Source organism: Sulfurovum sp. TSL1 (assembly GCF_019972135.1).
In the GTDB taxonomy this organism is placed as follows: Bacteria; Campylobacterota; Campylobacteria; order Campylobacterales; family Sulfurovaceae; genus Sulfurovum.
On record NZ_BPFI01000001.1, the window covers coordinates 1707844 to 1731629 of the forward strand.

The 23786-nt window shown below is 41.9% G+C and carries 22 protein-coding genes and 5 tRNA genes; 10 read left to right on the forward strand and 17 right to left on the reverse strand.

Going from position 1 to position 23786, the window contains the following annotated elements; genetic code table 11:
* Window positions 1-225: 225 nt before the first annotated feature.
* The 6 genes from LDM98_RS08475 to purB form a co-directional block, all read right to left on the reverse strand.
* On the reverse strand, window positions 226-861 hold the full coding sequence (locus LDM98_RS08475) for a protein-L-isoaspartate(D-aspartate) O-methyltransferase (protein ID WP_223898977.1): 636 nt from the start codon (window positions 859-861) through the stop codon (window positions 226-228).
* A 91-nt stretch (window positions 862-952) separates the two neighbouring features.
* The gene (locus tag LDM98_RS08480; protein WP_223898978.1) at window positions 953-1684 is read right to left on the reverse strand and encodes a carbon-nitrogen hydrolase family protein; all 732 of its coding nucleotides are present in this window, start codon (window positions 1682-1684) and stop codon (window positions 953-955) included.
* Between the two features lie 8 nt (window positions 1685-1692).
* Entirely contained in the window at window positions 1693-2712 is a 1020-nt protein-coding gene (locus LDM98_RS08485) for a ribonucleotide-diphosphate reductase subunit beta (RefSeq protein WP_223898979.1), read from the reverse strand.
* 227 nt (window positions 2713-2939) lie between these two features.
* Window positions 2940-3200: a hypothetical protein gene (locus tag LDM98_RS08490; RefSeq protein ID WP_223898980.1), complete on the reverse strand. Its 261-nt coding sequence runs from the start codon at window positions 3198-3200 to the stop codon at window positions 2940-2942.
* A gap of 975 nt (window positions 3201-4175) precedes the next feature.
* Window positions 4176-6545: a ribonucleoside-diphosphate reductase subunit alpha gene (locus tag LDM98_RS08495; protein WP_223899075.1), complete on the reverse strand. Its 2370-nt coding sequence runs from the start codon at window positions 6543-6545 to the stop codon at window positions 4176-4178.
* 263 nt (window positions 6546-6808) lie between these two features.
* A complete protein-coding gene (gene purB, locus LDM98_RS08500) occupies window positions 6809-8137 on the reverse strand; it encodes an adenylosuccinate lyase (protein WP_223898981.1) in 1329 nt (442 codons plus the stop codon).
* Between the two features lie 138 nt (window positions 8138-8275).
* Here purB and LDM98_RS08505 point away from each other — a divergent pair, with 138 nt between their 5' ends.
* Window positions 8276-9205 carry an RluA family pseudouridine synthase gene (locus tag LDM98_RS08505; RefSeq protein WP_223898982.1) on the forward strand — a complete coding sequence of 310 codons (930 nt, stop codon included), beginning with the start codon at window positions 8276-8278 and terminating at the stop codon, window positions 9203-9205.
* A 187-nt stretch (window positions 9206-9392) separates the two neighbouring features.
* On the opposite strand, the gene rlmN is transcribed toward LDM98_RS08505, so the two are convergent.
* From rlmN to hisF, 3 genes are read right to left on the reverse strand one after another with little or no spacing between them, the layout of a single operon-like run.
* Window positions 9393-10466, reverse strand: a complete 1074-nt coding sequence (gene rlmN / locus LDM98_RS08510) for a 23S rRNA (adenine(2503)-C(2))-methyltransferase RlmN (protein WP_223898983.1) — start codon at window positions 10464-10466, stop codon at window positions 9393-9395.
* Entirely contained in the window at window positions 10467-10991 is a 525-nt protein-coding gene (locus tag LDM98_RS08515; protein WP_223898984.1) for a purine-nucleoside phosphorylase, read from the reverse strand.
* A gap of 2 nt (window positions 10992-10993) precedes the next feature.
* Complete coding sequence (gene hisF / locus LDM98_RS08520) at window positions 10994-11758, reverse strand: imidazole glycerol phosphate synthase subunit HisF (RefSeq protein ID WP_223898985.1); 765 nt, start codon at window positions 11756-11758, stop codon at window positions 10994-10996.
* A 93-nt stretch (window positions 11759-11851) separates the two neighbouring features.
* Between hisF and rsmA the strand changes: the two genes are divergently transcribed.
* The 7 genes from rsmA (at window position 11852) to LDM98_RS08555 (ending at window position 19119) form a co-directional block, all read left to right on the forward strand.
* The gene (gene rsmA / locus LDM98_RS08525) at window positions 11852-12709 is read left to right on the forward strand and encodes a 16S rRNA (adenine(1518)-N(6)/adenine(1519)-N(6))-dimethyltransferase RsmA (protein WP_223898986.1); all 858 of its coding nucleotides are present in this window, start codon (window positions 11852-11854) and stop codon (window positions 12707-12709) included.
* Window positions 12645-14807 (forward strand): RNase J family beta-CASP ribonuclease, encoded by a 2163-nt coding sequence (locus LDM98_RS08530; RefSeq protein WP_223898987.1) that lies wholly within the window; start codon window positions 12645-12647, stop codon window positions 14805-14807. The genes rsmA and LDM98_RS08530 overlap by 65 nt, the downstream gene beginning before the upstream one ends.
* Before the next feature lie 128 nt (window positions 14808-14935).
* Window positions 14936-15904 (forward strand): SIS domain-containing protein, encoded by a 969-nt coding sequence (locus tag LDM98_RS08535; protein WP_223898988.1) that lies wholly within the window; start codon window positions 14936-14938, stop codon window positions 15902-15904.
* 103 nt (window positions 15905-16007) lie between these two features.
* A complete protein-coding gene (locus tag LDM98_RS08540; protein WP_223898989.1) occupies window positions 16008-16856 on the forward strand; it encodes a pseudouridine synthase in 849 nt (282 codons plus the stop codon).
* A 3-nt stretch (window positions 16857-16859) separates the two neighbouring features.
* Window positions 16860-18044: a replication-associated recombination protein A gene (locus tag LDM98_RS08545; RefSeq protein WP_223898990.1), complete on the forward strand. Its 1185-nt coding sequence runs from the start codon at window positions 16860-16862 to the stop codon at window positions 18042-18044.
* A gap of 62 nt (window positions 18045-18106) precedes the next feature.
* On the forward strand, window positions 18107-18382 hold the full coding sequence (locus LDM98_RS08550) for a YMGG-like glycine zipper-containing protein (protein WP_223898991.1): 276 nt from the start codon (window positions 18107-18109) through the stop codon (window positions 18380-18382).
* A gap of 29 nt (window positions 18383-18411) precedes the next feature.
* Complete coding sequence (locus tag LDM98_RS08555; protein ID WP_223898992.1) at window positions 18412-19119, forward strand: OmpA family protein; 708 nt, start codon at window positions 18412-18414, stop codon at window positions 19117-19119.
* A gap of 6 nt (window positions 19120-19125) precedes the next feature.
* On the opposite strand, the gene LDM98_RS08560 is transcribed toward LDM98_RS08555, so the two are convergent.
* Window positions 19126-19536 carry a hypothetical protein gene (locus LDM98_RS08560; protein WP_223898993.1) on the reverse strand — a complete coding sequence of 137 codons (411 nt, stop codon included), beginning with the start codon at window positions 19534-19536 and terminating at the stop codon, window positions 19126-19128.
* Window positions 19537-19678: 142 nt separating this feature from the next.
* Between LDM98_RS08560 and LDM98_RS08565 the strand changes: the two genes are divergently transcribed.
* The gene (locus LDM98_RS08565) at window positions 19679-20050 is read left to right on the forward strand and encodes a hypothetical protein (RefSeq protein ID WP_223898994.1); all 372 of its coding nucleotides are present in this window, start codon (window positions 19679-19681) and stop codon (window positions 20048-20050) included.
* Between the two features lie 279 nt (window positions 20051-20329).
* On the opposite strand, the gene LDM98_RS08570 is transcribed toward LDM98_RS08565, so the two are convergent.
* The 5 genes from LDM98_RS08570 to LDM98_RS08590 all read right to left on the reverse strand — a co-directional run bounded on the left by LDM98_RS08570 (window position 20330) and on the right by LDM98_RS08590 (window position 20874).
* Window positions 20330-20414 (reverse strand) — tRNA-Leu (locus tag LDM98_RS08570).
* Between the two features lie 33 nt (window positions 20415-20447).
* Window positions 20448-20524: transfer RNA gene (locus LDM98_RS08575), tRNA-Arg, on the reverse strand.
* 40 nt (window positions 20525-20564) lie between these two features.
* A tRNA-Arg gene (locus tag LDM98_RS08580) sits at window positions 20565-20641 on the reverse strand.
* A 36-nt stretch (window positions 20642-20677) separates the two neighbouring features.
* Window positions 20678-20753, reverse strand: a tRNA-His gene (locus tag LDM98_RS08585).
* Between the two features lie 44 nt (window positions 20754-20797).
* A tRNA-Pro gene (locus LDM98_RS08590) sits at window positions 20798-20874 on the reverse strand.
* Between the two features lie 155 nt (window positions 20875-21029).
* Between LDM98_RS08590 and LDM98_RS08595 the strand changes: the two genes are divergently transcribed.
* Complete coding sequence (locus LDM98_RS08595) at window positions 21030-22499, forward strand: sodium:alanine symporter family protein (RefSeq protein ID WP_223898995.1); 1470 nt, start codon at window positions 21030-21032, stop codon at window positions 22497-22499.
* A gap of 36 nt (window positions 22500-22535) precedes the next feature.
* Here LDM98_RS08595 and purM read toward each other — a convergent pair whose 3' ends face one another.
* Together purM and LDM98_RS08605 are read right to left on the reverse strand one after the other, a co-directional pair.
* Window positions 22536-23531: a phosphoribosylformylglycinamidine cyclo-ligase gene (purM, locus tag LDM98_RS08600; RefSeq protein WP_223898996.1), complete on the reverse strand. Its 996-nt coding sequence runs from the start codon at window positions 23529-23531 to the stop codon at window positions 22536-22538.
* A complete protein-coding gene (locus tag LDM98_RS08605) occupies window positions 23531-23755 on the reverse strand; it encodes a DUF2892 domain-containing protein (RefSeq protein WP_008245033.1) in 225 nt (74 codons plus the stop codon). Before LDM98_RS08605 ends, purM begins: the two co-directional genes overlap by 1 nt.
* Between the last annotated feature and the right edge of the window lie 31 nt (window positions 23756-23786).

Sequence of the window (23786 nt, forward strand, 5' to 3'; positions counted from 1 at the left end):
TATCTTAATTCTCTGAAAACCAAAACCTTATAATCTAACATATTTTATAAGGTTTATTGCTGTAGCGACATTTGCAAACCATAAATTTGCATCTCTTGATAGAAAACCTTATAAAACGTGCTATATGGCAGATTTTATAATGAATATGATTCCTTGGGTTTAAATGTATTTGTTAAGAGATTTGTATAGTGTTAGAGATTTTTTAATGCAAGAAAAACGGGTGATCTATTTTTGGGTACCGTCAAGTACGGGGACAAAGAGGCACTGTTCGATCGTCTCAGACGTAATGCGGCCGTTTTTCTTATAGTAACGTGTGATGATATGATAGTTTTCTGCCTCTTCCACAGGGGCCACCAATATACCGCCCTCAGCCAATTGTTCAAAAAGTACGGCAGGTATCTCTTTGGCTGTGGCTGAGAAGAGTATACGTTCAAAAGGAGCATACTGCTTCCATCCTCTTTGCCCATCGTCAAAACGTGTAATGATATTGTGCATTTCAAGAGAGGAAAAACGGCTTTTTGCCTCTTTGAGAAGCTCGTCGATACGCTCTATGGTGAAGACACGACGACAGATCTTGCTGAGTATTGCTGCTTGATATCCGCTTCCACAACCGATCTCAAGGACGGAGTCAACGCCTTCAAGCTCCAAGTGCTGTGTCATTTTAGCGACCGTTAGAGGGGAGGATATCCACTGGCTTGCCGCCAAAGGGAGAGCTTCGAGCTGATACGCAAGATGTTTAAACTGAGAAGGAACAAAGGTCTCTCTGTCAACAGCCAACAATGCTTCTCTGACATGCGCATCCAATGCAAAGTGTTTCTCGATCTCTGCAACAAGATTGTGTCGCTGTCTCTCTTTTATCATAAATTCAAGTCCCTCATCCCAAATAATGCAGAAATTCTATCTAAAATCAAGTTAAAAAGGCTTTTTCGCTTATCCAGGAGATCCTGTTTTTCTAGTCCATTACTATATAACGGCGCATTTTTTTGATCTCTCTGAAGTCGATACACCCTTCTACGGCTTCCAGTGTATCATCTTTCGTCACTTCCCCTGTAGGCGAAATAATGGACGATGCACTTGCCATATCTTCATCACAAGAGTTTGAAACGACAACATAACACTGGTTCATCACAGCCAGCGCACGGGAGAGTACTTCCAGATGTGTTTTACGCGGCTTCCCCCATCTTGAAGGCACAAACACGACATCCGCACCTTCCAGCTGTTGCCATAGCTCTTTGAACCGCAGCTCAAAACAGATCAGTATGGCATACTTCACCCCTTCGATCTCAAAAGGTTTGATCTTCTTCTTTTTCCCTTCGAGAAAATAAAGGTCCTCATCTCCCAGTTTAAAGAGTTTTACCTTCTCTTGCCGATGTACGATCTTATGCTTATGGATGACCACTGCCTGATTCACAAAATGCCCATCCTCTTCAAGAATAAGGGTGAAGACTACGATCTGATCGTTCACCTCTTTTTTGAGTGTTTTCAGTGCATTGGCAGAAAATTTTGCAGCCGTGGCCATATGCTCATAATCGAACGAGGTCATAAAGACTTCGGGTGCCACAACAATGTGCTTGTCTTGATGTTCTCTCAGATGAAAAAGGAGTGTATCAAGGTTTTCCTGATACCGTTTGTGCGAAGGAAGCTGTAAAGTGACAACTTCCATGGTTTTAGGCAGGATCAACATGCAAAGACCTAAAAGTCATCCAGGTCCAGACTTCCTTTGGAGTAGTTCGTTACATTTCCTTCAAAGAAGTTTGTCTTTTGATCATTAAACTGTGAAAAGTTGTCTACCCATTTGATAGGGTGTTCCACATTATAGATCTTCTCAAGCCCCACCGCATGCAATCTTTTATCCGCAAGATATTGAATATACTGCGTGATGATGTTATCTGTAAGCCCCAGTATTTGTCCTTGCGTGATATAGGCTCCCCATTCACACTCAAGCTTGACTGCGGATCTGAACATTTCATACACTTCCTCAATAAGCTCTTTGGTAAAAAGATCCGGTCTCTCTTTTTTGGTAGAGTTGATCATGTTCTGGAACAGAAGAAGGTGTGTCACCTCATCTCTTTGGATAAAACGTATCATCTGTGCGGTTCCGAGCATTTTATCTGAACGTGCCAGTGTATAGAGGTAGGCAAAACCACTGTAAAAGTAGATACCTTCAAGAATTTGATTGGCGAACATTGCTTTTACGATATTGGCATCTGTAGGATTGCTTGTAAGCTCATCATACACTTTGGCTATAGCATCATTTTTAGACTTGAGCTTCATATCTCTTCTCCAAAGCTCATAGATCTCATCAGAGTTTGTAGAGATACTGTCCACCATTACCGCATAACTCTGAGAGTGTAGCGCCTCTTCAAATGCCTGTCTTACCAAGATGAGATTGACTTCGGGAGAAGTAATAAAAGGGTTTAGATTGTCAATGATATTATTGGTCTGAAGAGAATCCATAAAAATGAGTTGCGCAAGCACTTTATCGTATGCTGACTTCTCTGCATCCGTCAAATGTTTATAATCATTGACATCACGGGTCATATCCACCTCTTTAGGGAACCAGGTGTTATTTAACATCATCTCCCATAGATTATATGCCCATTGATACTTAATGTCATTCAGTTCAAAGATCCCCGTTGGATCTCCGCCGAATATTCTTCTTTCAGATGTTTTTTCTTTTGAGTCGGGGTTATATATTCTTTTTCTTTCCATCTGTACACCTTGATAGTTTTTTCATCTATTATTTTAAAACATTATACACATTTTGGCTGATGATTTAGTAAGAATAGGTCGATGAATAATTGATAAAAGACAAACTCAAATAAGTACTTGAGCCTGTATCCGTCAGACCTTCAATATCTCTCATCAAATTCAGTGACGGAGAGGTGTCAAAGATCTGAAAAATGCCCTAAGACACATAAACATTTACGCAGGAAAGTTTATTCGTCCCATTTATGTTTATGTGGGGTTCGTTCCAAATACTCCTGATCATAGTCGTCATCCTCATAGTATTCGTCATCTGCATCCGCCCATCCAAAGAATTCATCCGTAAAGACCTTGTCATATCCCATCTCAACAAGCATCTCGTCAAGAATCGCATAATCCGTGCCTTTCGTTCTACAATAATTCATAAGCGTTTGCATATCCTCTTTTCCAACCCCGTTTACTTTCAAAGCAAACTCAATCTCTTGGAAGGTCATCCTACCCTCTCCTCTTTTTAAATCACTGCTATACAGACAGCTTCTCTGGAAGTTTTATATTTCTATCCATATTGGAATTATATGTCAAAATCTGAGATTTTAAGCTAAAAAAAATCTTAATTTATCTAAAAAAATAATGATGTGATTTTTATCGAATATGATCCTGTTTGTCTCATAGTTAAAAGCGTATCTAAAAAGGTAACTTTTCATGGGAAATATATTTGAAAAAAGGAGATGCACCTATCAAGGGAAACTCAAGATGCATACAAAGTGAAAAGTTACCTAGAAAGCCTGAAGTGTCAAAAAGGGATAAGAGTCCTTCATGGCTTTCATATGGCAAGTATAACTTTATTGTATGAAGTAAGTGTGAAGTCTATCCGGCAAACATCATCACAGTATATAATCCTTCTTATGCTTGACAGCTTCTAATGTTGAAACAAGATAACTTTTGTATGTTTCGGACTCTTGTAAAGGAGGGTATACACATCTCTGAGCATACCATATAAACTCAAAAGCTATCTAGAAAACCACGAGGCATATAAAAGGGAGGGAGGAGGAACCTCTGTGGTTTTCATAATGCTATTATATTCTTCTTGTGTGTAATGAATGTGAAATCTGAAAGTGACTAAAAAAATGTCATACTTGAATTGTCAATTTGACCACTTTTTTTCTGCTTAAAATAAGCGTCTTTTTTATTTTTTCCATATCTAGGGTTAAAAAAGGGATTAAAACGTCTTATTTTGTATTTTAGACAGCTTAATTCATCTTTTAAACCTTTTTTATAGGAACAATAATAATTACTAATAGGGTTACACAAAAAAAATTCTGGAGATATATAAAAAAGAAATGAAAAGGAAGAGGTAAAAAGTTTTAAACTCAAAATATCAGTCCCCCACAGAAAATTGTGGTCACTGATAGAGACTCACCTGCTAAATCTCAAAAGAGTAAAAGTGCATCACTCTCATCTAGGTGTGATTACTGACAACCCACACACTCCATAGATCTATCTTCTACATCATTAGAAGATTCAGGAGACTGAGATCTTAGATAGTAGGTAGACTTCAATCCGAACTTCCAGGCATTCATATAGATCTCATTGAGGTACTTACCGCTTGCTTTATCCAGTGTGATAAAGATGTTCAGACTCTGTCCCTGGTCTAGCCATTTTTGTCTGATGGCACCTGCTTTGACAAGGAGGTTCTGATCGAGATCATAACTCGGTGTATAATACTGCCAAGTGTCTGCATTCAGATTCGGTGCAACAACCGGGATAAGCCCTGAAAGGTTCTCTTCAAACCACTTTCTTTTATAGACCGGTTCGATCGCTTGTGTTGTACCTGTCAAAATAGAGATAGAACTTGTCGGTGCAATAGCCATAAGGTAACCGTTTCTCATACCGTCTGTTTTGACTTTTTCTTTCAGTTCCTGCCAGTCATGGGTATATCCGAAAAGACCGCCTCTGTCAACCAGTTTACATGCATTCTCATTGGCTTTATCGATAGGGAAAACACCTTTAGACCAGTCTGAACCTTCAAAGTTCGGATAACATCCTTTCTCCAAGGCCAGATTGCTTGATGACTCAATGGCATAATAAGAGAAGGACTCCATGACTTCATCTATTTTAGTAAAGTGCTCATGGCTTCCCCACTCTACCTGTGCCTCTGCAAGCATCTGAGCTTCACCCATGACACCAAGACCAATGGATCTTGACTTTTCATTGGTCTTCTTTACTTTTGCCAAAGGATAGAAGTTCAAGTCGATCACATTGTCAAGCATACGGATCGCTGTAGGCACCACACGCTCCATATCTTCTTTGGTATTGACATTGGCAAGGTTGACAGAAGCAAGGTTACATACTGCGGTATCACCGTCCGTTTTTTCTTTGTCAACGATCCATATCTGTTTACCGTTAATGCTGTCAAGTGCTGTCACTTTTTTAGCCGGCTTGGTTGTCCCGTTGTCTACAGTGAGCATCTCATTTTCATCATAGGCTTCAGTCGTTCCATCCTCGAATGTGAAACGTGTTTTATACGTGTTCGGTGCAGTGTTCTGGAAAATCTCTGTACAGAGGTTTGTACTTCTGATGACACCTGCATGCTTGTTAGGGTTTGCTTTGTTTGCTGTATCTTTGAATGTAAGGAACGGGTTTCCTGTTTCAAAGTAAGAACGAAGCATCTCCTTCCAAAGATTTTTCGCAGAAACTCTTTCTCTCGTGATCTTATCCTCTGAATTTTCAAGCTCTACATAACGCGCTTCAAACGCATCACCATAGAGTGTTGTCAACTCTGTCACTTCAAATGGATCAAAGAGTGTCCACATCTCATCTGCTTCTACCCTTTTCATGAAAAGGTCATTGAGCCAGATCGCAGGGAAAAGGTCATGTGCTCTACGACGCTCTTCTCCTGAGTTCTTTTTCAAATCAAGGAAGTCACGTATGTCAACATGCCACGGTTCAATGTAAACAGCGATGGCCCCTTTACGTGTACCAAGTTGGTCTACGGCTATAGCAACATCATTGGCTATTTTGAGGAAAGGCACGATACCCCCTGCAGCATGCTTGTGTCCATCAATGTATGAACCCATACCACGGACCAGTGACCAGTCCCAACCGATCCCCCCACCGAATTTGGAAAGCAATGCCATCTCTTTGTACCCGTCAAAGATACCTTCAATATTATCCGGTGTCGATCCGATGTAACATGAGCTCAGCTGGTGTCTCGGTGTTCTGGCATTGGATAGGGTCGGTGTTGCTGCCATCACTTCAAATTTACTCAAAATGTCATAAAACTTTTTCGCCCATGTCTGACAGTCAAACTCGTTTTGTGCCAGGAACATAGCCACACCCATAAAAAGTTGCTGGGGCAATTCAATAGGAGTCCCGTTACGGTCTTTTAAAAGATATCTGTCATAGAGCGTACGAATACCCAGGTAGTTGAACTGCAGATCACGCTCAGGCTTAATGTAATCATTAAGATCATCCAGGTCATATTTGTCTTTCAGCCCGAGAACGATACGTCCCTCTTTCTCTCCACGTTCAAAATGTTCACGCAGATGGTTATAGCCTGTAAACCCCGTGACTTTATGGTAGAGATCGTAAAGAAAAAGTCTAGCTGCAACAAACGTCCAGTCAGGTCTGTCAATGTCTATCTTGTCAACCGCTGTTTTAATCAGTGTCTGTTGTATCTCCTGAGAAGAGATCATGTCACGAAATTGCAGCTTGGCATCTACCTCGAGTTCACTTTGACTTACCCGCACAAGCCCCTCTACTGCTGCGGCTGTATACTTCTGAATTTTTCCTACATCTAAGGTTTCTACTCTACCATTTCGTTTAACGACTCTGATCATCTTTTCCCTGTCCTTTTGTGTTGCTTTGTCATCGTTTTTGATGACATTGATTAATCCGATTTTACTCAAATTTACCTTGTGTATTTTTGAAATGTTGTATCATTTTTAGGCATCTTTTTTATAAGATTTGGTGATAGCATTTAAAAGGCTCTCTGGCAGGGAGATTGGGAAAAGTATAAGGATTGTTTATAGGGTAAAAAGGGCGAAAAAGTAATATGCTCTGTCTATGTTGATCGTGGACGAAGTGCCCACGATGCAATTATTTATTTAAATACTCTTTTGAAAATAGCATCTACATTTTTAGTGTAGTAGTCATAATTGAAACATTCTCTGATCTGTGCTTCGGAAAGTTTAGATCTTAACTCTTCATCTGCAAGCAAGTGTCCCAAGTATAAGGATTCACCTTCGTCATTAGTAGATGCTTTACCTTGCTGGATCTCTTCCCATACTTTCATCGCATTTCTTTGAACGATCCTATACGCGTCTTCTCTACTTACACCGGCTTTAGGAAGCTCCAGAAGTACTCTTTGAGAGAATACCAATCCTCCCGTAAGGTTAAGGTTTTTCATCATGTTCTCAGGCATGACTGTGAGGTTTGCAATGACATTGTTCATTCTGTGCAGCATGAAGTCTGTAGTGATAAACGCATCCGGAAGCCAAAATCTTTCAGTAGAGGAGTGAGAGATATCTCTTTCATGCCAAAGGGCTACGTTTTCCATAGCCGGAGCAGCATAGGCTCTGATCATTCTGGCAAGGCCGGTGATATTCTCCGTAAGGATCGGGTTTCGCTTATGCGGCATAGCAGAAGATCCTTTCTGCCCTTTTGCAAAATACTCCTCAGCTTCATACACTTCTGTTCTTTGCAAGTGTCTTACCTGCACTGCAAATTTTTCTACAGAAGAAGCCATCAGTGCCAAAGCAGTTGCCAATCTTGCATATCTGTCTCTGTGGACTACTTGATTTGAACAAGGCTCAGGTTTTAAACCTAACTCAGCCATGGCCAACTCTTCAAGTTCAAGCGGTGCATGTGCAAAGTTACCCATAGCTCCAGAGATCTGACCTACAGAGATCACTTCCATAGTCTCTTCAAGGTTCTTAAGGTGTCTGGCCATCTCATCATACCACACAGCCAAGGTCAAACCGAATGTAATAGGCTCACCATGGATACCATGGCTTCTTCCCACCATGAGGGTCATTTTGTGTTCCTCCGCACGTTTCTTGATAGACTCCATGAGCATCTTCACATCTGCAATGATGATCTCCAGAGAAGCTTTCATTTGGAGGGCAACACCTGTATCCACTGCATCCGAAGAGGTCATTCCGTAGTGGAACCATCTAGACTCTTCTCCGAGACTTTCACTGACACTGGTATTAAAAGCGATCAGGTCATGTTTTGTGATCGCTTCTATCTCCTCTATTCTCTCCACTGAGAATGTCGCATTGTTCACGATCTTTTCGCAATCATCATCAGGAATAAGCCCCAGTTTATTCCATGCTTTCACCGCTGCTTTTTCGACCTCAAGCCATGCCGCATATCTTGCCTGTTGTGTCCAATGTTTTGTCATCTCTTCTCTTGAATATCTTTCAACCATTTTCTTTTCCTTGGCGTTTTACATTGCAACCCTCGTTCCCGTGATCTCTGCGGGAATAGATATCTCAATACAATATAGAAACAAATTTTTTATGCTAGAATTCTACCAAAATAGCAGTTATATAAAGGTGAAGCAGGGATGCCATTTGTCAAAGAAAAGTTTACAGTAGCAGAGAAAATGCCTGCATTTGTATTTATCATGCGTACCTTTGATCTTTCACAAGGACAGGCGCAACGTGTCATCTCCAAAGGCAGATTATTGATAGAGAACACCTCTTTTTTCCGTTCCGGGGAGCCTATAGAAGGTGAAGTGGAAGTGGTCTATTTCAAACCCTCTTCACAAGGGAACACTCCTCTTTTTCACAACAATGATTTTATGGTCTTTGAGAAATATTCTGGTGTATTGGTCCATCCCAATACGATGGCAACCCCCTACTCTCTCCTCGATGAAATTCGTACTTTCGCCGGGGATGATGCCAATGCTGTCCACCGTATAGACATGGAGACATCAGGATTGCTTTTGGCTAGTAAACATAAAAGATCAGAGTCTTATTTGAAAATGTCATTTGAAGACAGAAGCATTAAAAAATCTTACCTTGCATGGGTAGACGGAAAACTCACAGAACCCTTTTCTTCGAGTGAGCGTATCAAGACAAACAATGACTATAGCCAAACCAAGCACAAAGTCTTTATCTCTGAGAATGGTAAAGCTTCGCATACAGACTTTGTTCCTCTCGAGTATGATGAAACACTTGATGCTACGCTTGTAGCCTGTTATCCGCATACAGGAAGAACGCATCAGATAAGGGTCCATTTGTTTCACGTGAAACATCCTATTTTAGGAGACCCCCTATACGGAACAACCTTCAAGGCCGCCAATGATTACCTCGAAGAGATGCTCAGTCCGGAAGACCGCAGGAGAGAAACAGGCGCAAGCAGACTGATGCTGCATGCCCATAGTTTGACCTTTAGTATGGGTGCTAAATTCCATATAGAGAGTAAAAGTGATTTTGCCCAGATGAAAGATCTGATCTGTGAGAAAGAAAAAAGAGTGTTTAATAAAAGATAGGGAGAAAGTTATTTCTCCTCATCGCTCCTGGAATCATAGATAAACCAACCCACGCCAATGGCTGCAACAACAATGATAAACCCCAACATAAAAAGCTCTATACTTGGCATTGTACTTCTCCTTTTGTATCATTTCTTCTTGCATTTGAGCAAAGCCCATATACAATTCATCTCACTAAAGCTTCGACTTACGCCTCAGGTCTTACAGACTCTTGTTCTCGTAGCTGTCCGCAGGCCGCTGATATATCCAACCCTTTAGACTCACGTATCGTACAGTGTAAACCTCTTTTAGTGAGATACTCCTGGAACGCTTTCATTTCTTTTTCACTTGGACGTTTAAATTCAGTCCCTCCGTACGGATTGAAGTAGATCAAGTTGACCTTGGCTTTAATACCGTCTAAAAGAGAGAGAAGTTTCTTTGCGGCAGAGATATCATCATTGACATCTTTGATGACAAGATACTCGAACATGACCCGTTTTCTGTCATTGACGGGAAAGTTTTTTACCGCAGTGATGATAGACTCGATATTGTATGCCTTGTTAATAGGCATCAACTGTTGTCTCAGCTCATCGTCAACCGCATGTAAAGAGATCGCCAGGTTCACGCCAAGCTCCATCTTCCCAAGTTTTTCTATTTTCGTACTGAGTCCGGAGGTCGAAATGGTTTGTCTATGGGTTGCTATCGCCATACCCTCAGGATCGGCAAATATCTTGACGGCTTTTGCCACCTCTGTCAGGTTGTCAAGTGGTTCACCCATCCCCATGAAAACAATATTGACACGTCGGTTGGCATCGATCGCGTTGTCTTTCTTGATCATACGTACCTGCTCAACGATCTCACCGGCTGTCAGGTTACGCATAAAACCGCCCTTTGCGGTCAAACAAAAGGCACACCCTACCTTGCACCCTACCTGTGATGAGATACAGACCGTATAACGCTCCTGATGCTTTACAGAGCCATCTTCATGATACTCCTTCTCTCTCATTAAAAGCAGTACAGCTTCCACTGTATGTTTATCATGGAGTTCAAAAAGATATTTACGGCTTCCGTCTTTAGAATTCTGTACCATGACTGTTTTAAGGGGCGTAAGGGTATACGCTTCATCCAGTTTCTCTCTCATCTCTTTGGGGAGATTTTTCATCTCTTCAAATGAATCCGCATATTTATGGTAGATCCAGTTGTATATCTGCTTTGCACGAAAAGAAGGCTTGATCACTTCACCTAACTCTTCTTTTGTCAGATCTTGTATTATGTTCTTCATTTATTTACTTTCTTTCATATACTTAGTCAATCTAAGCATTGCTTCACTATGGTTATGTATAAAGTCTTTATGTGCATTTTCATCACAATAATTGGTTACGATAAAAATACCTGCTGCAGGGATATCAAAAGATTTTGCTACTTTCAGTACGGCATAGTACTCCATATTTTCTATATGGATTTTTTTAGAAAGATACGCTTTCCCGATCTCTTTATCCGTCGTAATATAATTAGAACTGTTCACTATTGTTTCACGTGAAACATCTTCTGCCGTGGAGACCATATTGTCTATGGGGGTATAGGAGCCTCCGGTAAAAAAACTGTTTTCTATGTTCGCTGCTGTCTTTGATTCTATAATGTCAAACACTTTCTTTTCTCCATACGAACCTGCTGTACCTACGAACAATAAAAATTTTGGTTTTTGAGACAGACATAAACGCGTTAAATTGATCGCCACATCTGTCATGCCAATGCCAACGGGCAAAGCAAAATCAAACTGCTCGCTCTCTCCTGCACAAATGATCATAACTACATTCTCACCGGGATATTTTTCCCTTTAAGATAGCTTTTTAATTCCATAATGTCAATCTCTTTAAAGTGGAAGATCGAAGCCGCTAAAGCAGCATCCGCATGTCCGATCGTAAATGCTTCTTCAATATGCTGCATCGTCCCTGCTCCGCCTGATGCGATCACCGGGATATTCACAAGATCACTGATCTTTCTGTTTAAGTCATTGTCAAATCCTGCTTTGGTCCCATCTGCATCCATGGAGGTGACAAGTAGTTCACCTGCCCCTCTTTCGTATGCTTCTTTTGCCCACTCGAGCGCATCGATACCCGTGTCGTTGCGCCCGCCGTGGGTAAAGACATGCCATGTGTCTTCAGCAACCCTTTTGGCATCTATCGCCACTACGATACACTGGGATCCAAAACGTTTTGCACCCTCTTCTATGAATGCCGGGTTTTTAATGGCTGCCGAATTGACACTGACTTTGTCACAGCCTACATTGAGAAGATTGTAGATATCAGAAAGCTCTCTGATCCCTCCTCCTACGGTCAGAGGAATAAAGACTTCCTGCGCTACTTTTTTCACGACATCAACGATCGTGTCACGTCCTTCATGACTCGCACCGATGTCAAGAAAAGTGATCTCATCTGCACCTTCTTCATTGTAACGTCTGGCCACTTCAACAGGATCTCCCGCATCACGCAAACCAACAAAATTAACACCTTTCACTACCCGTCCGTTATCTACATCAAGACAAGGTATGATACGTTTTGCAAAATAATCCATCTAATACGTCGTGTTCCTCTCAAAATTATGATAAGATTATACAAAAATTATCCCAAACTCGGGATTAAATGAAATATAAAGGTAGATTATAGTATGATTATTGAAAATTTGGCCGAATTTGCCAGTAAAAAATTTGGTCAAAACTTTTTGAAGAATGATATCTATCTTCATAAAATCATCCAAGCGATGCCCAATGACGATTTAAAAGTCGCAGAAATTGGACCTGGCTTAGGTGATTTAACCAAAGAACTTGTAAAAGTTCGAAATGTCACAGCATTTGAGGTTGATAAAAGATTATGTGAGCATCTTACGACTGAATTTGAAGAACCTATGAAAAATGGGGTCTTTGAACTACGGTGCGGAGATGTGCTTGAGCGTTGGGAGTCAGGAAGTCTGCTGGATGAGCCTTATCATCTGGTAGCAAACCTGCCCTATTATATCGCGACCAATATTATTTTAAAAGCATTTAAAGATGAACACTGCCGGTCTATTCTGGTTATGGTTCAAAAAGAAGTTGCCGTTAAGTTTGCAGCGAGTGTCAAACAAAAAGAGTTTTCTGCTCTTTCTGTTCTTGCCGCAAGTGTCGGAAAAGCAACACTCTGTTTCGAGGTTGAGCCCGAAGCATTTGTTCCTCCTCCAAACGTTACTTCTGCCGTGCTTTTAATAGAGAAGAACCGGTCACAGGATGACGAGAAGTTTGAAGCGTTCTTAAAGATCGCATTTGCGCAACCGCGTAAAAAACTCTCTAAAAACCTTATGGCTGTTTTTTCTAAAGATATTGTAAATACAATTTTCGCAAAGTTGGAACTTGATTCTAACCTGCGACCTCATGAAGCTGGGACATCTATTTATCATCACATATATAATGAACTAAAGGATAATTTAGATGCAAAACAACAATCAGAACAACGAAAACTCTCAAAATCAAGAGCCAAGAACACCCAGAGATAGAAAACCAAATCCACATAGACAAAATAGACCAAATGCACAGGGTGAAAATAACCAAAATACCAACCGCCCCAACCCTAATGCGAACAGAAAACCGCATCCCAATAGAAAACCAAATCCTAATAGAGAACTCAATGGGAATGTGCCTGACAGAGAAGCTCCGGACGGGAACAGAAACCCGAACCCTAACAGAAAGCAAAATCCCAATAGAAAACCGAACCCTAACAGAGATCAAAGTGCAGAGGGAACAGGGAATAAACCAAACCCGAATAAGAAACCTTTCTCAGGCAATAAACCAAATCAGAACCGTGGCGGTAAAAACAAAAATAGAAGAAAAAATGTTACCACGGTAAATGATACGATGAGAGCATCTCTTGAAGAGAATGCACGTGTAAAAGATGCTACCATGAATCCATGGAAAAAAATTGACATGGCGAGTAAAGGGAAGATCAGATTTACACCACTTGGAGGTCTCGGAGAGATCGGTGGAAATATGGCTGTACTTGAGACAGAAACTACGGCTATCGTTATCGATGTAGGTATGAGTTTCCCTGATGAAACGATGCACGGTGTCGATATCCTGGTGCCTGACTTTTCTTATCTGCATACCCTCAAAGGTAAAAAAGACGTTTATATCATCATCACCCATGGACATGAAGACCACATCGGTGCGATGCCTTATCTGTTTAAAGAACTTCAATTCCCTATCTATGCGACACCGCTTGCACTTGCTATGATAGAAAACAAGTTCAATGAACATGGATTAAGCGCACACACCAAACATTTCAACTTTGTAACACTTAGACAACAGTATCAGGTCGGTGATATGAAGATAGAATGGCTGCATAATACCCACTCCATCATTGATGCCTGTTCTCTTGCGATTGAAACACCTGCAGGGATCATCATGCATACGGCTGACTTTAAAGTAGACCACACCCCTGTGGATAACTATACGATGGACCTGCGTCGTTATGCGCACTACGGAGAAAAAGGTGTGCTTTGTCTTTTCTCTGATTCGACGAACTCACACAACCCAGGATTCACAAAGAGTGAAAAAGTGGTGGGGAGAACATTTGACTCACTCTTTGATCTTGCAAAAGGAAGGGTCATCATGTCAACCTTCTCTTCCAATGTACACCGTATCTTCCAGGCAATGGAAAGAGCAGTAAAACACGGTAGAAAGGTCTGTGTGATCGGTCGTTCCATGGAGCGCAATGTCGAGACAAACAGGGCTCTTGGTTTTGTAGACATTGAAGAGAAACACTTCATCGAAGTACACGAAGTACCAAAATATGCGGACCATGAAGTACTGATTGTCACCACGGGTTCTCAAGGGGAAACCATGGCTGCATTGAACCGTATGGCAACGGATGAGCATAGACACATCAAACTTAAACCATCAGACACGGTCATAATATCTGCTTCAGCGATTCCTGGGAACGAAGCTTCTGTCTCCAGTCTTATGAATAAACTAATGAAAGCAGGTGTCACGGTACGATACAAAGAGTTTGGGGACATTCATGTTTCTGGTCACGCATCACAAGAAGAGCAAAAGCTCATCTTGAGACTGATCCAACCTAAATTCTTCCTGCCTGTTCACGGTGAATATAACCATATTGCAAAACATGCCAAAACAGCTGTGGAGTGTGGTGTAGACGAAAGAAATATCTTGCTGATGAGTGATGGGGATCAGGTAGAGATCACCACGAAGTACCTCAAAAAAGTGAAAACAGTCAAAAGCGGTAAAACCTATATCGATAATCAAAACAACATGACGATCGAAAACGATGTCGTACTTGACAGACAAAAACTGGCTGAAGACGGTATCGTCAATGTCGTAGCACAGATCAGTCAAAGCAACCAGAAAGTCGTTGGGAAACCGGTAGTTTCAAGTCACGGACTTGTAGCGGCCAAAGAAGATAAAAAGTTTGAAAAAGAGATCGAGGTACTGCTTGAGACCATGCTGCTCAACATGAAACCTGAAGCATTGAAAAACCATAGAGATATTGAAAATGAGATCCGTAATGTCGTTAGAAAACATGTGGTACGTACGAAAAAGAGATATCCGCTTATCATTCCTACGATCTTCATCATCTAAGTTACTTCTGCCTTAGGGCAGGAGATAGGATCATTCGCCTTATCTCTATTTCACTGAAAGAAAAACACACATCTCTCCTTCACTGCTAATTATGCTATAATCCTTTAAAAATATATAAAGACTGAACCATGGATCTCATTAAAATTGCACAAGAAACGTTTCACATTGAAGCAGATGCCCTATACAAAGCTGCCGAACGTCTGGACCAAAACTTTCTAGATGCTATTTCACTGATATTGGGAACCAAGGGAAAGCTCATCATCACCGGTGTAGGGAAATCCGGTCTTGTAGGTGCCAAAATGGCTGCTACTTTCGCAAGTACGGGGACATCAAGTTTCTTTTTGCATCCGACAGAAGCACTGCATGGTGACTTGGGGATGATAAGCAAAAACGACACCCTGCTCGCCATCAGCAGCAGCGGAGAGAGCGAAGAGCTTACCAAGATCCTTCCCCATATCAAACGTTTTGATATCCCGCTTATCGGACTGACAGGAAATGCACATTCATCGCTTGGCTCTTACGCGGATGTTTTTCTTGATATTTCCGTGGAGAAAGAAGCCTGTCCCCTGGGTGCGGCACCTACGACATCCACCACGCTGACCATGGCACTGGGTGATGCTTTGGCTGTAGCACTCATGGAAGAAAGAGGGTTTAAGCAAGAGGATTTTGCCTCTTTCCACCCCGGAGGCTCACTGGGAAGAAAACTGTTCGTGAAGATCAAAGATCTCATGAGAACAACCGATCTGCCTATCATCAAAGATACGACCAACCTGAAAGATGCCATTGTGGCCATGAGCGAAGGGAAACTCGGTACGGTACTAATCGTAGATGCAGAAGACAGATTTATCGCTATTTTAAGTGATGGTGACCTTAGACGGGCACTGATGAAAGAAGGATTCAGTTTAGACCACCTGGCTATAGAATATGCCAGCCGGAATCCTAAAAGCTATACCAATACAGAACTACTGGCAAGTGATGCCCTTGAAATTATAGAAAATGGGCGTATACAACTTTTGCCTATTACGAATGATACAGGTAAGATCATCGGTGTATTGCACATCCATGATCTGGTCAATGCCGGTATTAAAAGTAAATAAGAACAACTATACGACTAGTCGTATGAGCCATCTGCTGAAGATGACACAGCGTCAGCGTAGCAAGTAAAGCTTTGCTTTACCTGCGTTACAAAGGATAACAACAATGAGACTAAACAAATATATATCGCATAACACCAAATATTCAAGAAGAGAAGCAGATAAGCTTATTGAAGAGGGTGAAGTCACCCTTAATAAAAAAGTGTTGAAAGATTTTGGCTATGAAGTAGAAGAAGGTGACCATATCTATGTCAAAGGCAGACCTGTCAAACAGACTAAAGAAGTGACTGTGATCGTTTACAACAAACCCAAAGGGGTGCTGGTCACAAAAAAAGATGACAGAGGTCGTGCAACTATCTACCATAAACTACCAGGCAAATACAGACACTTTGTACCCGTAGGTAGACTGGACTATGCCTCGGAAGGACTTTTGCTCTTGACAGACTCTCCAGAAGTTGCCACAGCCCTTATGGAAAGTAGTTTAGACCGAACCTATAACCTGAAGATAGACAAATCTGTCACACAGGAGATGATCAACGCGATGCAGGAGGGTCTTGTACTCGAGGATGCCCGTGCAGGTGCCCATGAGAAAAGCAAGATATACAGCATGGAGTTCGCACCTTTTGTACAGTTTGAAATACGGGCAGAAGGGAAAAATTTTACAAAGCTTCGTGTCACCATCACCGAAGGTAAGAACAGAGAACTAAGACGTTTCTTTGCACATTTTGAAGCGAAGGTCCTCGACCTTAAACGTGTCGCCTTTGGAGGGATAGAACTGAACAACCTGCCTACGAACAAAACACGTTACTTTACACGCAGAGAATATGATGATCTGCATAAATTCATGAAACGTAGAAAAAGCAATGCCGAAATAGAAGCAAAGAACAAAGCCAATGCCCTGAAACAAGAGGCAAAAAAGTCTGAGACATCAAAAAAGATCAGTAAAAAAGATTAAGCTTTGCCAAACCTTGCACTGAAATATCGTCCCAAAACACTCGATGCACTCATAGGCCAATCACACCTTTTAGGTGAGCATGCCATACTGCGAAAACTGATCACCACAGGCACCCTCTCCCATACTTTTTTTTACGGACCGCCGGGCTGTGGGAAAACCACACTTGCAAGGGTGATCGCTACCCTTCTTGATAGACCTTTTTACGAAATGAATGCCACTACACTCAAGATCGAAGATCTGCGTAAGATCTTTAAAGAGTACACCAATGCCTTACAAAAACCTCTTATTTTCATAGATGAAGTCCATAGACTCAGCAAAAATCAACAAGAAGTACTCTTGCCATTCATGGAGAACCAGGCGGCTCTGGTCATCGGTGCATCTACGGAAAACCCTTACTACTCACTGACTGCTGCAATGCGCTCCCGTTCTCATCTTTTTGGACTCGAAGCCGTCAGTCAAAAAGCGTTGCATGCCTATCTGGATCACATTCTCCAATTAGAAGAGATCCTCATAGAAGAGGAGGCAAAAGAGTACCTTGTCTTTTCGAGTGGCGGTGATGTCCGGGCCATGCTAAACCTGCTTGAGAGTGCTGCTGCAGTTGAAAGTCCCATTCGTCTTTCCACACTCAAACAGATACGCCCCCATGCCATGCAAGCAGGAAGTGCGGAGAGTGAAAGCCACTATGAACTGACCTCTGCCATGATAAAAAGTATTCGGGGGTCTGATATCGATGCTTCTATCTATTATCTTGCCAGACTGATAGACGGGGGAGAACCTGCAGAATTCATTGCAAGACGTTTGGCCATACTGGCCAGCGAGGATATAGGAAACGCTAATCCCCCTGCCCTCAATCTTGCCAGTTCCACACTCAACATCGTCAAACATATAGGATATCCCGAAGCAAGGATCTCTCTCTCCCAACTGGTTATCTACCTTGCCTCGTCACCCAAGTCCAACAGTGCCTACATGGCTATAAACCATGCGCTTAAAGATATATCGGCCGGAGAGATACATCCTATTCCATCCCATATTAAAACGCATGCAAAAAACTATCTCTATCCTCATGACTTTGGCGGCTGGGTCAAACAATCCTACCTTTCAGTACCCAAAAAATATTATGATACCAAACAGATAGGTTTTGAAAAAACCCTTTGGCAATGGCATGAGAAAATCGAGTCTAAAAAATAAGACACTTTTTTAACACATTTCTGTGATATAATTCACATTATTAAATAGAAAAAGGAAGTCTAATGAAAAGAAACATACTTAAATGTATTCTTATTTCGGGTACAAGTATTGCCTTATTAAATGGCTGTACTGGCTCAGAAATGGCGCCTAACAATGCCACACAGACAGGCGCGGCAACGGGTGCTGTAGCAGGCGCCGTCATAGGGTACAATACTGGTCACCATAGTGGAAGAAATGCCGTTATCGGCGGTCTTTTAGGTGCAGCAGTGGGTGCAGGTGTAGGAAATGCCGTGGACAATAGCAATCCAGAACCAGTAGAAACGGGTGGATGGCAATAGCCTGAACCTGACCATAAAAAGGAAATACAATGAAATTAACCAAACCGATATTGGCTGCTACAGCAGCTGCTTTTATGTTGGGAGGCTGTTACAATCAACCTGGCCTAGTTCAAGATGAAAGTTATGATCGTACAAAAACAGGTGTAGCTGCCGGTGCCTTGGCAGGTTCAATGATAGGCTATAATACAGGTAAACACGACGCAAAAAGTGCCATCATTGGCGGTCTTCTAGGTGCTGCTGTAGGTGGGGCTATCGGCTACAATATGGACCAGCAGGCCAATGAAGTTGCCCGTGCACTAGGTACAGGTGTAAATAATGATCCTCTGGCAGCACTTGATCCACGCAGAGACATTGTTGTATCAAAATATAATAACTATGTAAAGATCATATTTAGAGATCGCATGATGTTCGCTACGGGATCATCCAAACTGCAGTCAAATGCAAGATATAAAGTACAAAAAGTAGCGCAAGTCTTACGTAACTATCCTCAAACTGTTGTAGGTGTAGCAGGATTTACAGATGATGTAGGAAGCTACCAATACAACCTTGGACTTTCACAAAGACGTGCAGCCACTGTAAGTGATATCCTTGCCGTGAACGGAAGACCATACACAAAAGGATGTTCGTACGATAAAGCTATCGCGCCGAATAACTCAGCTGAGAATAGAGCACTGAACAGAAGAGTAGAAGTCTATCTTTATGCAGACAGGAACAAAATGTCTGATCCTTGCCGTTAACCTCGGCTATTTCAATAAGCTAAGCTCCCGCTTGGCTTGTTCTGCATTCATTTTTCCGGAAAAATACTGACTTTCCACACTATCGATAGAGGCAATAAGTTTCGCCTTCAGGATCTCTCCTCTCAATCTCTCGTTTACAAATATTTTCATTTCAGAAAAATCAGGAAAAAGCTCTAAAAACTCTGTTTTCAACTTAGAATTATTCCATGCTTGCACTTGTACACTTGCAGGTGTACCGGTCATATCAAGTATTTCCCGTCCTATACTGTCAACGGTCTGATACTGATCAAATTGGTGCTTCTGCTTATACTCTTCATTCTGGAATTTTTCATCTTCCTGGATGTCACCTACAAAATTGGTGATAAAATAAAGAAATCCGATACCTATAACAATAAAGAAAAATAAACTTTTGTCCATCATAAAATCCTAATTATGTATTTACGGTGAAAAGTATACAATAATTTTTGACATATGTGAATTGTAGGTTTAATTTTAAATCTATCTATAATCTAGTACACTAGTTAAAGCGCTATTCGAAGTGAAAAAAAAAGAGGAAAAAATGAAAAAGTTACTGTTGACCCTCCTCATACTTTGCACCGGAACCTATACAAGTTTGTGTGCAGAAGAAACAGACCCCGACCTTCAGCCAACTATACGGGCCGAGATGAGTACAACAAAAAAAATTGCCAGAAAACCGATCAAAAAACTCAGAAAGAAGCCACGCAAAAGACCCGTGATCTACCACCATTACTATACAACGACTATAGAGAGAAACTGCGATAGCTATATCAATATCATCAACGAGAAGAATAAAGAAATCGAAGCATTAACAAAAGAGATAAAGAACTTAAGAGAAAATAAATATGAAATAATGCGACAACAACTCAAAGAAGCCTATGACAAAGAGTTGAAAAAATTTGAGGAAAGATAGAAGCTACAAGTACAGGTTATCATATTAAAACACTCTAAACCGCATTTAAAGCCCCTTTTACCAGTGCCCCTAGTAATCCTACCCCGTAACCAAACAAACACTTTACAGACGTTTTATAAACATGCAACAAGATGGGTACATCCGAAGTGTTTGACTATAGCGGAATTGCACTTGTGATTAGAATTGGCGCATTAACTGATAGATATCAGGATAAGCATGCTTAAAGCATTTCAGGTATGTTAAGTGATTGTTTGAAAATATTGATTATGAATTTGTAGATGGTGCGGATGAGAGGACTCGAACCTCCACGCCGTAAAGCACCAGATCCTAAGTCTGGCGTGTATACCAATTTCACCACATCCGCATGTGATTGTTTTACAGAACAATAAAAAGTAAGTGGTACACCCGTTAGGATTCGAACCTAAGACCCTCGCCTTAGAAGGGCGATGCTCTATCCAGCTGAGCTACGAGTGCACAAAAATATAATAATAAATACCAAAACTGATACATTAAATGGTACGCCAGAGAGGACTCGAACCCCTAACCCTCAGATCCGAAGTCTGATGCTCTATCCAATTGAGCCACTAGCGCTTCATCATTCGGGTGGTTACCCTGTTTAATTACCAATGGGGTGGATGACGGGGCTCGAACCCGCGACACCCAGTGCCACAAACTGGTGCTCTACCAACTGAACTACATCCACCATAATTAAATGATTACTTATTATTATAACGTTAAATATCTAAATGGTCGGAGTGAAAGGACTCGAACCTTCGACCCCCTGGTCCCAAACCAGGTGCGCTACCAGACTGCGCTACACTCCGTTACCTTATAAAAAGGAACGCAATTATAGTCAAAAGGTTTCCATTTGTCAATAGATTTTGGAAAAAAAGTAAAAAATATGTATTTAATCACTAAATTAGAGGTACTTTAGGCGTTAATGAGTATAATGATTCCATCTTCGATACAGGGTTAACATATGAACAGTATATTTGAACAGATCAATGGTTTTTTAGGTTCTGTTTTCTTCTTTGACATCTTTTTTGGCAGTATGGAAGGGACAAGTATGCCTTTCATTGTTGCATGGCTTATCGTGGGAGGGGTGTTTCTTACGTTTCGTTTTGGCTTTATTAACGCACGCATGTTCGGTCATGCGTTTAAGATCATCACAGGCAAATATAAGACTGCCGATGACGTAGGAGAGATCACCCCTTTCCAGTCTTTAACCACCGCCCTATCCGCCACAGTCGGGCTTGGAAATATCGCAGGGGTGGCCATTGCCATTGCGGTAGGAGGTCCCGGCGCAACCTTCTGGATGATCTTGGCAGGCTTCTTTGGTATGACACTCAAATTCACCGAAGTGACCCTTGCACAGATCTATAGAGAGAGAAGGCCCGACGGGCGCATTATGGGCGGAGCGATGCAGTATCTTTCCATAGGGCTTGCCTCTAAAGGATATATCAAACTGGGGAAAATACTCGCTGTAATGTTCGCTGTGCTTGCCATAGGCGGATCTTTGGGTGCGGGGAATGCATTCCAAACTTCACAGGCCATGGGGGCACTTTCAGAACGTATCCCTTTTTTTCAGGAGTATCCGATCGTTTTTGGTCTGATTTTGGCAACACTGGTAGGGTTCGTCATTATCGGAGGTATTAAACGTATCGCAAGTACGGCAGAGAAGATCGTTCCTGTCATGATAGTTATCTATTTGACCGCATCTTTATGGATCCTCATCACCAATGCTTCTCAAGTACCTGCTGCTATCTCGACCATCTTTCATGAAGCATTTGCCCCTACTGCCGTTGCAGGTGGACTCATTGGAGTACTTGTACAAGGTTTTAAGCGTGCTGCCTTCTCAAGTGAAGCGGGTATAGGATCCGCTGCCATTGTACACTCTACTGCCTCGGTCAAATACCCTGTCAGACAGGGGATGGTCGCACTTTACGAACCTTTTATAGATACCATTGTTATCTGTAGTATGACAGCACTTGTGATCGTCACTACAGGTGTCTATGACCCTGGTGGAGAGTTTGCGAACCTTGTCGCTTCAAAACAGGGTGCGGCACTGACAGCGGCGGCCTACGGAACGGTTATTTCATGGTTCCCGATTATCTTGTCATTTTCCATTGTACTTTTTGCTTTTTCCACGATGATCTCATGGTCTTATTACGGTGAGCGTTCCTGGACGTACCTGTTTGGAGAAAAATACACGCTGTTGTATAAACTGATCTTTGTCTCATTCACGGTCATTTCATCCGTTACCAGTGCTTCAACGCTGTTAGAATTCTCTGACCTTCTCATCCTGGGAATGGCCCTACCGAACCTTATCGGGCTCTATATGCTGCAGGGTATTGTGCATGCAAACCTCAAAGCGTATCTTGCAAAATGGAAAAGTGGGGAGTTGGATAGAGAGTGTATAGAGAAAGGGGTTTGTGAACCCGGGTCGTAGATTAGAGCGAATCTATTTTAAAAACAGGGAGATGGTTTAAACCATCTCTACACCCTTTTCTCCCTGTGCAAGTGCACCGATCACATAACCGTCTGTGTTGGCAAGTACGGCATCTACATTTTCAGGGTCAACTACCCATACCATTCCTACACCCATATTGAAGGCTCTGTACATCTCTTCTTCTTCGACATACTGGCTCATGAATTCAAAGATCGGCAGTACCCTGATACTCTCTTTGTTTACGATCGCTTTAATACCCTCCGGAAGGACCCTAGGAAGGTTTTCTACGATCCCCCCGCCTGTGATGTGTGCTAAGGCTTTCACATACTGTTTATTGGCTTTATACTCTTTGACATAGATACGTGTCGGCTCGAGCAAGGTCTCTACAAGTGGTTTGCCATTAAAATCATCCTGAAGGTTCATACCCAGCTTGTCAAAGAAAAGCTTTCTCACGAGCGAATAGCCGTTAGAATGTACACCGGAGCTTGGCATAGCAATAAGCACCTGCCCCTCTTTCACATTGGCTACCGTGTCCATTTCCGAACGCTCTGCGATACCTACTGCAAATCCTGCGAGGTCAAAGTCATCATCCGAATACATACCCGGCATTTCAGCTGTTTCACCACCCACAAGTGCACATTCAGATCTACGACAACCCTCTGCGATACCCGCAACGACATCTTTTGCATTCTCAGGCAGCAATTTACCCGTTGCATAGTAATCCAGGAAAAACATCGGTGTACCGTTGTTACAGATAAGATCATTGACACACATCGCTACAAGGTCGATACCTACGGTATCAAGTTTCCCGCTCTCTATGGCAATACGAAGCTTCGTCCCCACACCATCTGTTGCAGAAAGGATCACCGGCTCTTTATAGCCCGTTGGCAGTGCATAGGCACCGGCGAATGAACCTATACCGCCGATGACATTTTTATCGAACGTTGATTTTACATCACTTTTGATCGCTTCTACAAACTCATTACCTGCATCGATATCTACACCGGCATCTTTATATGATATATTTGACATCAGTTATTGTCCTTTTCATTGGTTTCTTCACATTTACACGCAGGGAAAATCTTTTTAAGCATAATAAGCCCTGGACAAAAGCCTGTCAGTCCTGCGATCACAAGCATGACCATCATGGCAAATTGTAAAATAAACGCGGCTGCATACATACCGGAACCTGCCAAGCCCATCACAAAGCCCAGGATACTAGCCTGTATTAAACGTTGTATCTTTTCAGCACACATTTAAAAGTCCTTATTAGAAATTGGCGTATTA

Coding starts and splice junctions, on each gene's coding strand:
- LDM98_RS08475 (WP_223898977.1), bottom strand. CDS start 861: ATGATAAAAGAGAGACAGCGACACAATCTTGTTGCAGAGATCGAGAAA.
- LDM98_RS08480 (WP_223898978.1), bottom strand. CDS start 1,684: ATGTTGATCCTGCCTAAAACCATGGAAGTTGTCACTTTACAGCTTCCT.
- LDM98_RS08485 (WP_223898979.1), bottom strand. CDS start 2,712: ATGGAAAGAAAAAGAATATATAACCCCGACTCAAAAGAAAAAACATCT.
- LDM98_RS08490 (WP_223898980.1), bottom strand. CDS start 3,200: ATGACCTTCCAAGAGATTGAGTTTGCTTTGAAAGTAAACGGGGTTGGA.
- LDM98_RS08495 (WP_223899075.1), bottom strand. CDS start 6,545: ATGATCAGAGTCGTTAAACGAAATGGTAGAGTAGAAACCTTAGATGTA.
- purB (WP_223898981.1), bottom strand. CDS start 8,137: ATGGTTGAAAGATATTCAAGAGAAGAGATGACAAAACATTGGACACAA.
- LDM98_RS08505 (WP_223898982.1), top strand. CDS start 8,276: ATGCCATTTGTCAAAGAAAAGTTTACAGTAGCAGAGAAAATGCCTGCA.
- rlmN (WP_223898983.1), bottom strand. CDS start 10,466: ATGAAGAACATAATACAAGATCTGACAAAAGAAGAGTTAGGTGAAGTG.
- LDM98_RS08515 (WP_223898984.1), bottom strand. CDS start 10,991: ATGATCATTTGTGCAGGAGAGAGCGAGCAGTTTGATTTTGCTTTGCCC.
- hisF (WP_223898985.1), bottom strand. CDS start 11,758: ATGGATTATTTTGCAAAACGTATCATACCTTGTCTTGATGTAGATAAC.
- rsmA (WP_223898986.1), top strand. CDS start 11,852: ATGATTATTGAAAATTTGGCCGAATTTGCCAGTAAAAAATTTGGTCAA.
- LDM98_RS08530 (WP_223898987.1), top strand. CDS start 12,645: ATGCAAAACAACAATCAGAACAACGAAAACTCTCAAAATCAAGAGCCA.
- LDM98_RS08535 (WP_223898988.1), top strand. CDS start 14,936: ATGGATCTCATTAAAATTGCACAAGAAACGTTTCACATTGAAGCAGAT.
- LDM98_RS08540 (WP_223898989.1), top strand. CDS start 16,008: ATGAGACTAAACAAATATATATCGCATAACACCAAATATTCAAGAAGA.
- LDM98_RS08550 (WP_223898991.1), top strand. CDS start 18,107: ATGAAAAGAAACATACTTAAATGTATTCTTATTTCGGGTACAAGTATT.
- LDM98_RS08555 (WP_223898992.1), top strand. CDS start 18,412: ATGAAATTAACCAAACCGATATTGGCTGCTACAGCAGCTGCTTTTATG.
- LDM98_RS08560 (WP_223898993.1), bottom strand. CDS start 19,536: ATGGACAAAAGTTTATTTTTCTTTATTGTTATAGGTATCGGATTTCTT.
- LDM98_RS08565 (WP_223898994.1), top strand. CDS start 19,679: ATGAAAAAGTTACTGTTGACCCTCCTCATACTTTGCACCGGAACCTAT.
- LDM98_RS08595 (WP_223898995.1), top strand. CDS start 21,030: ATGAACAGTATATTTGAACAGATCAATGGTTTTTTAGGTTCTGTTTTC.
- purM (WP_223898996.1), bottom strand. CDS start 23,531: ATGTCAAATATATCATATAAAGATGCCGGTGTAGATATCGATGCAGGT.
- LDM98_RS08605 (WP_008245033.1), bottom strand. CDS start 23,755: ATGTGTGCTGAAAAGATACAACGTTTAATACAGGCTAGTATCCTGGGC.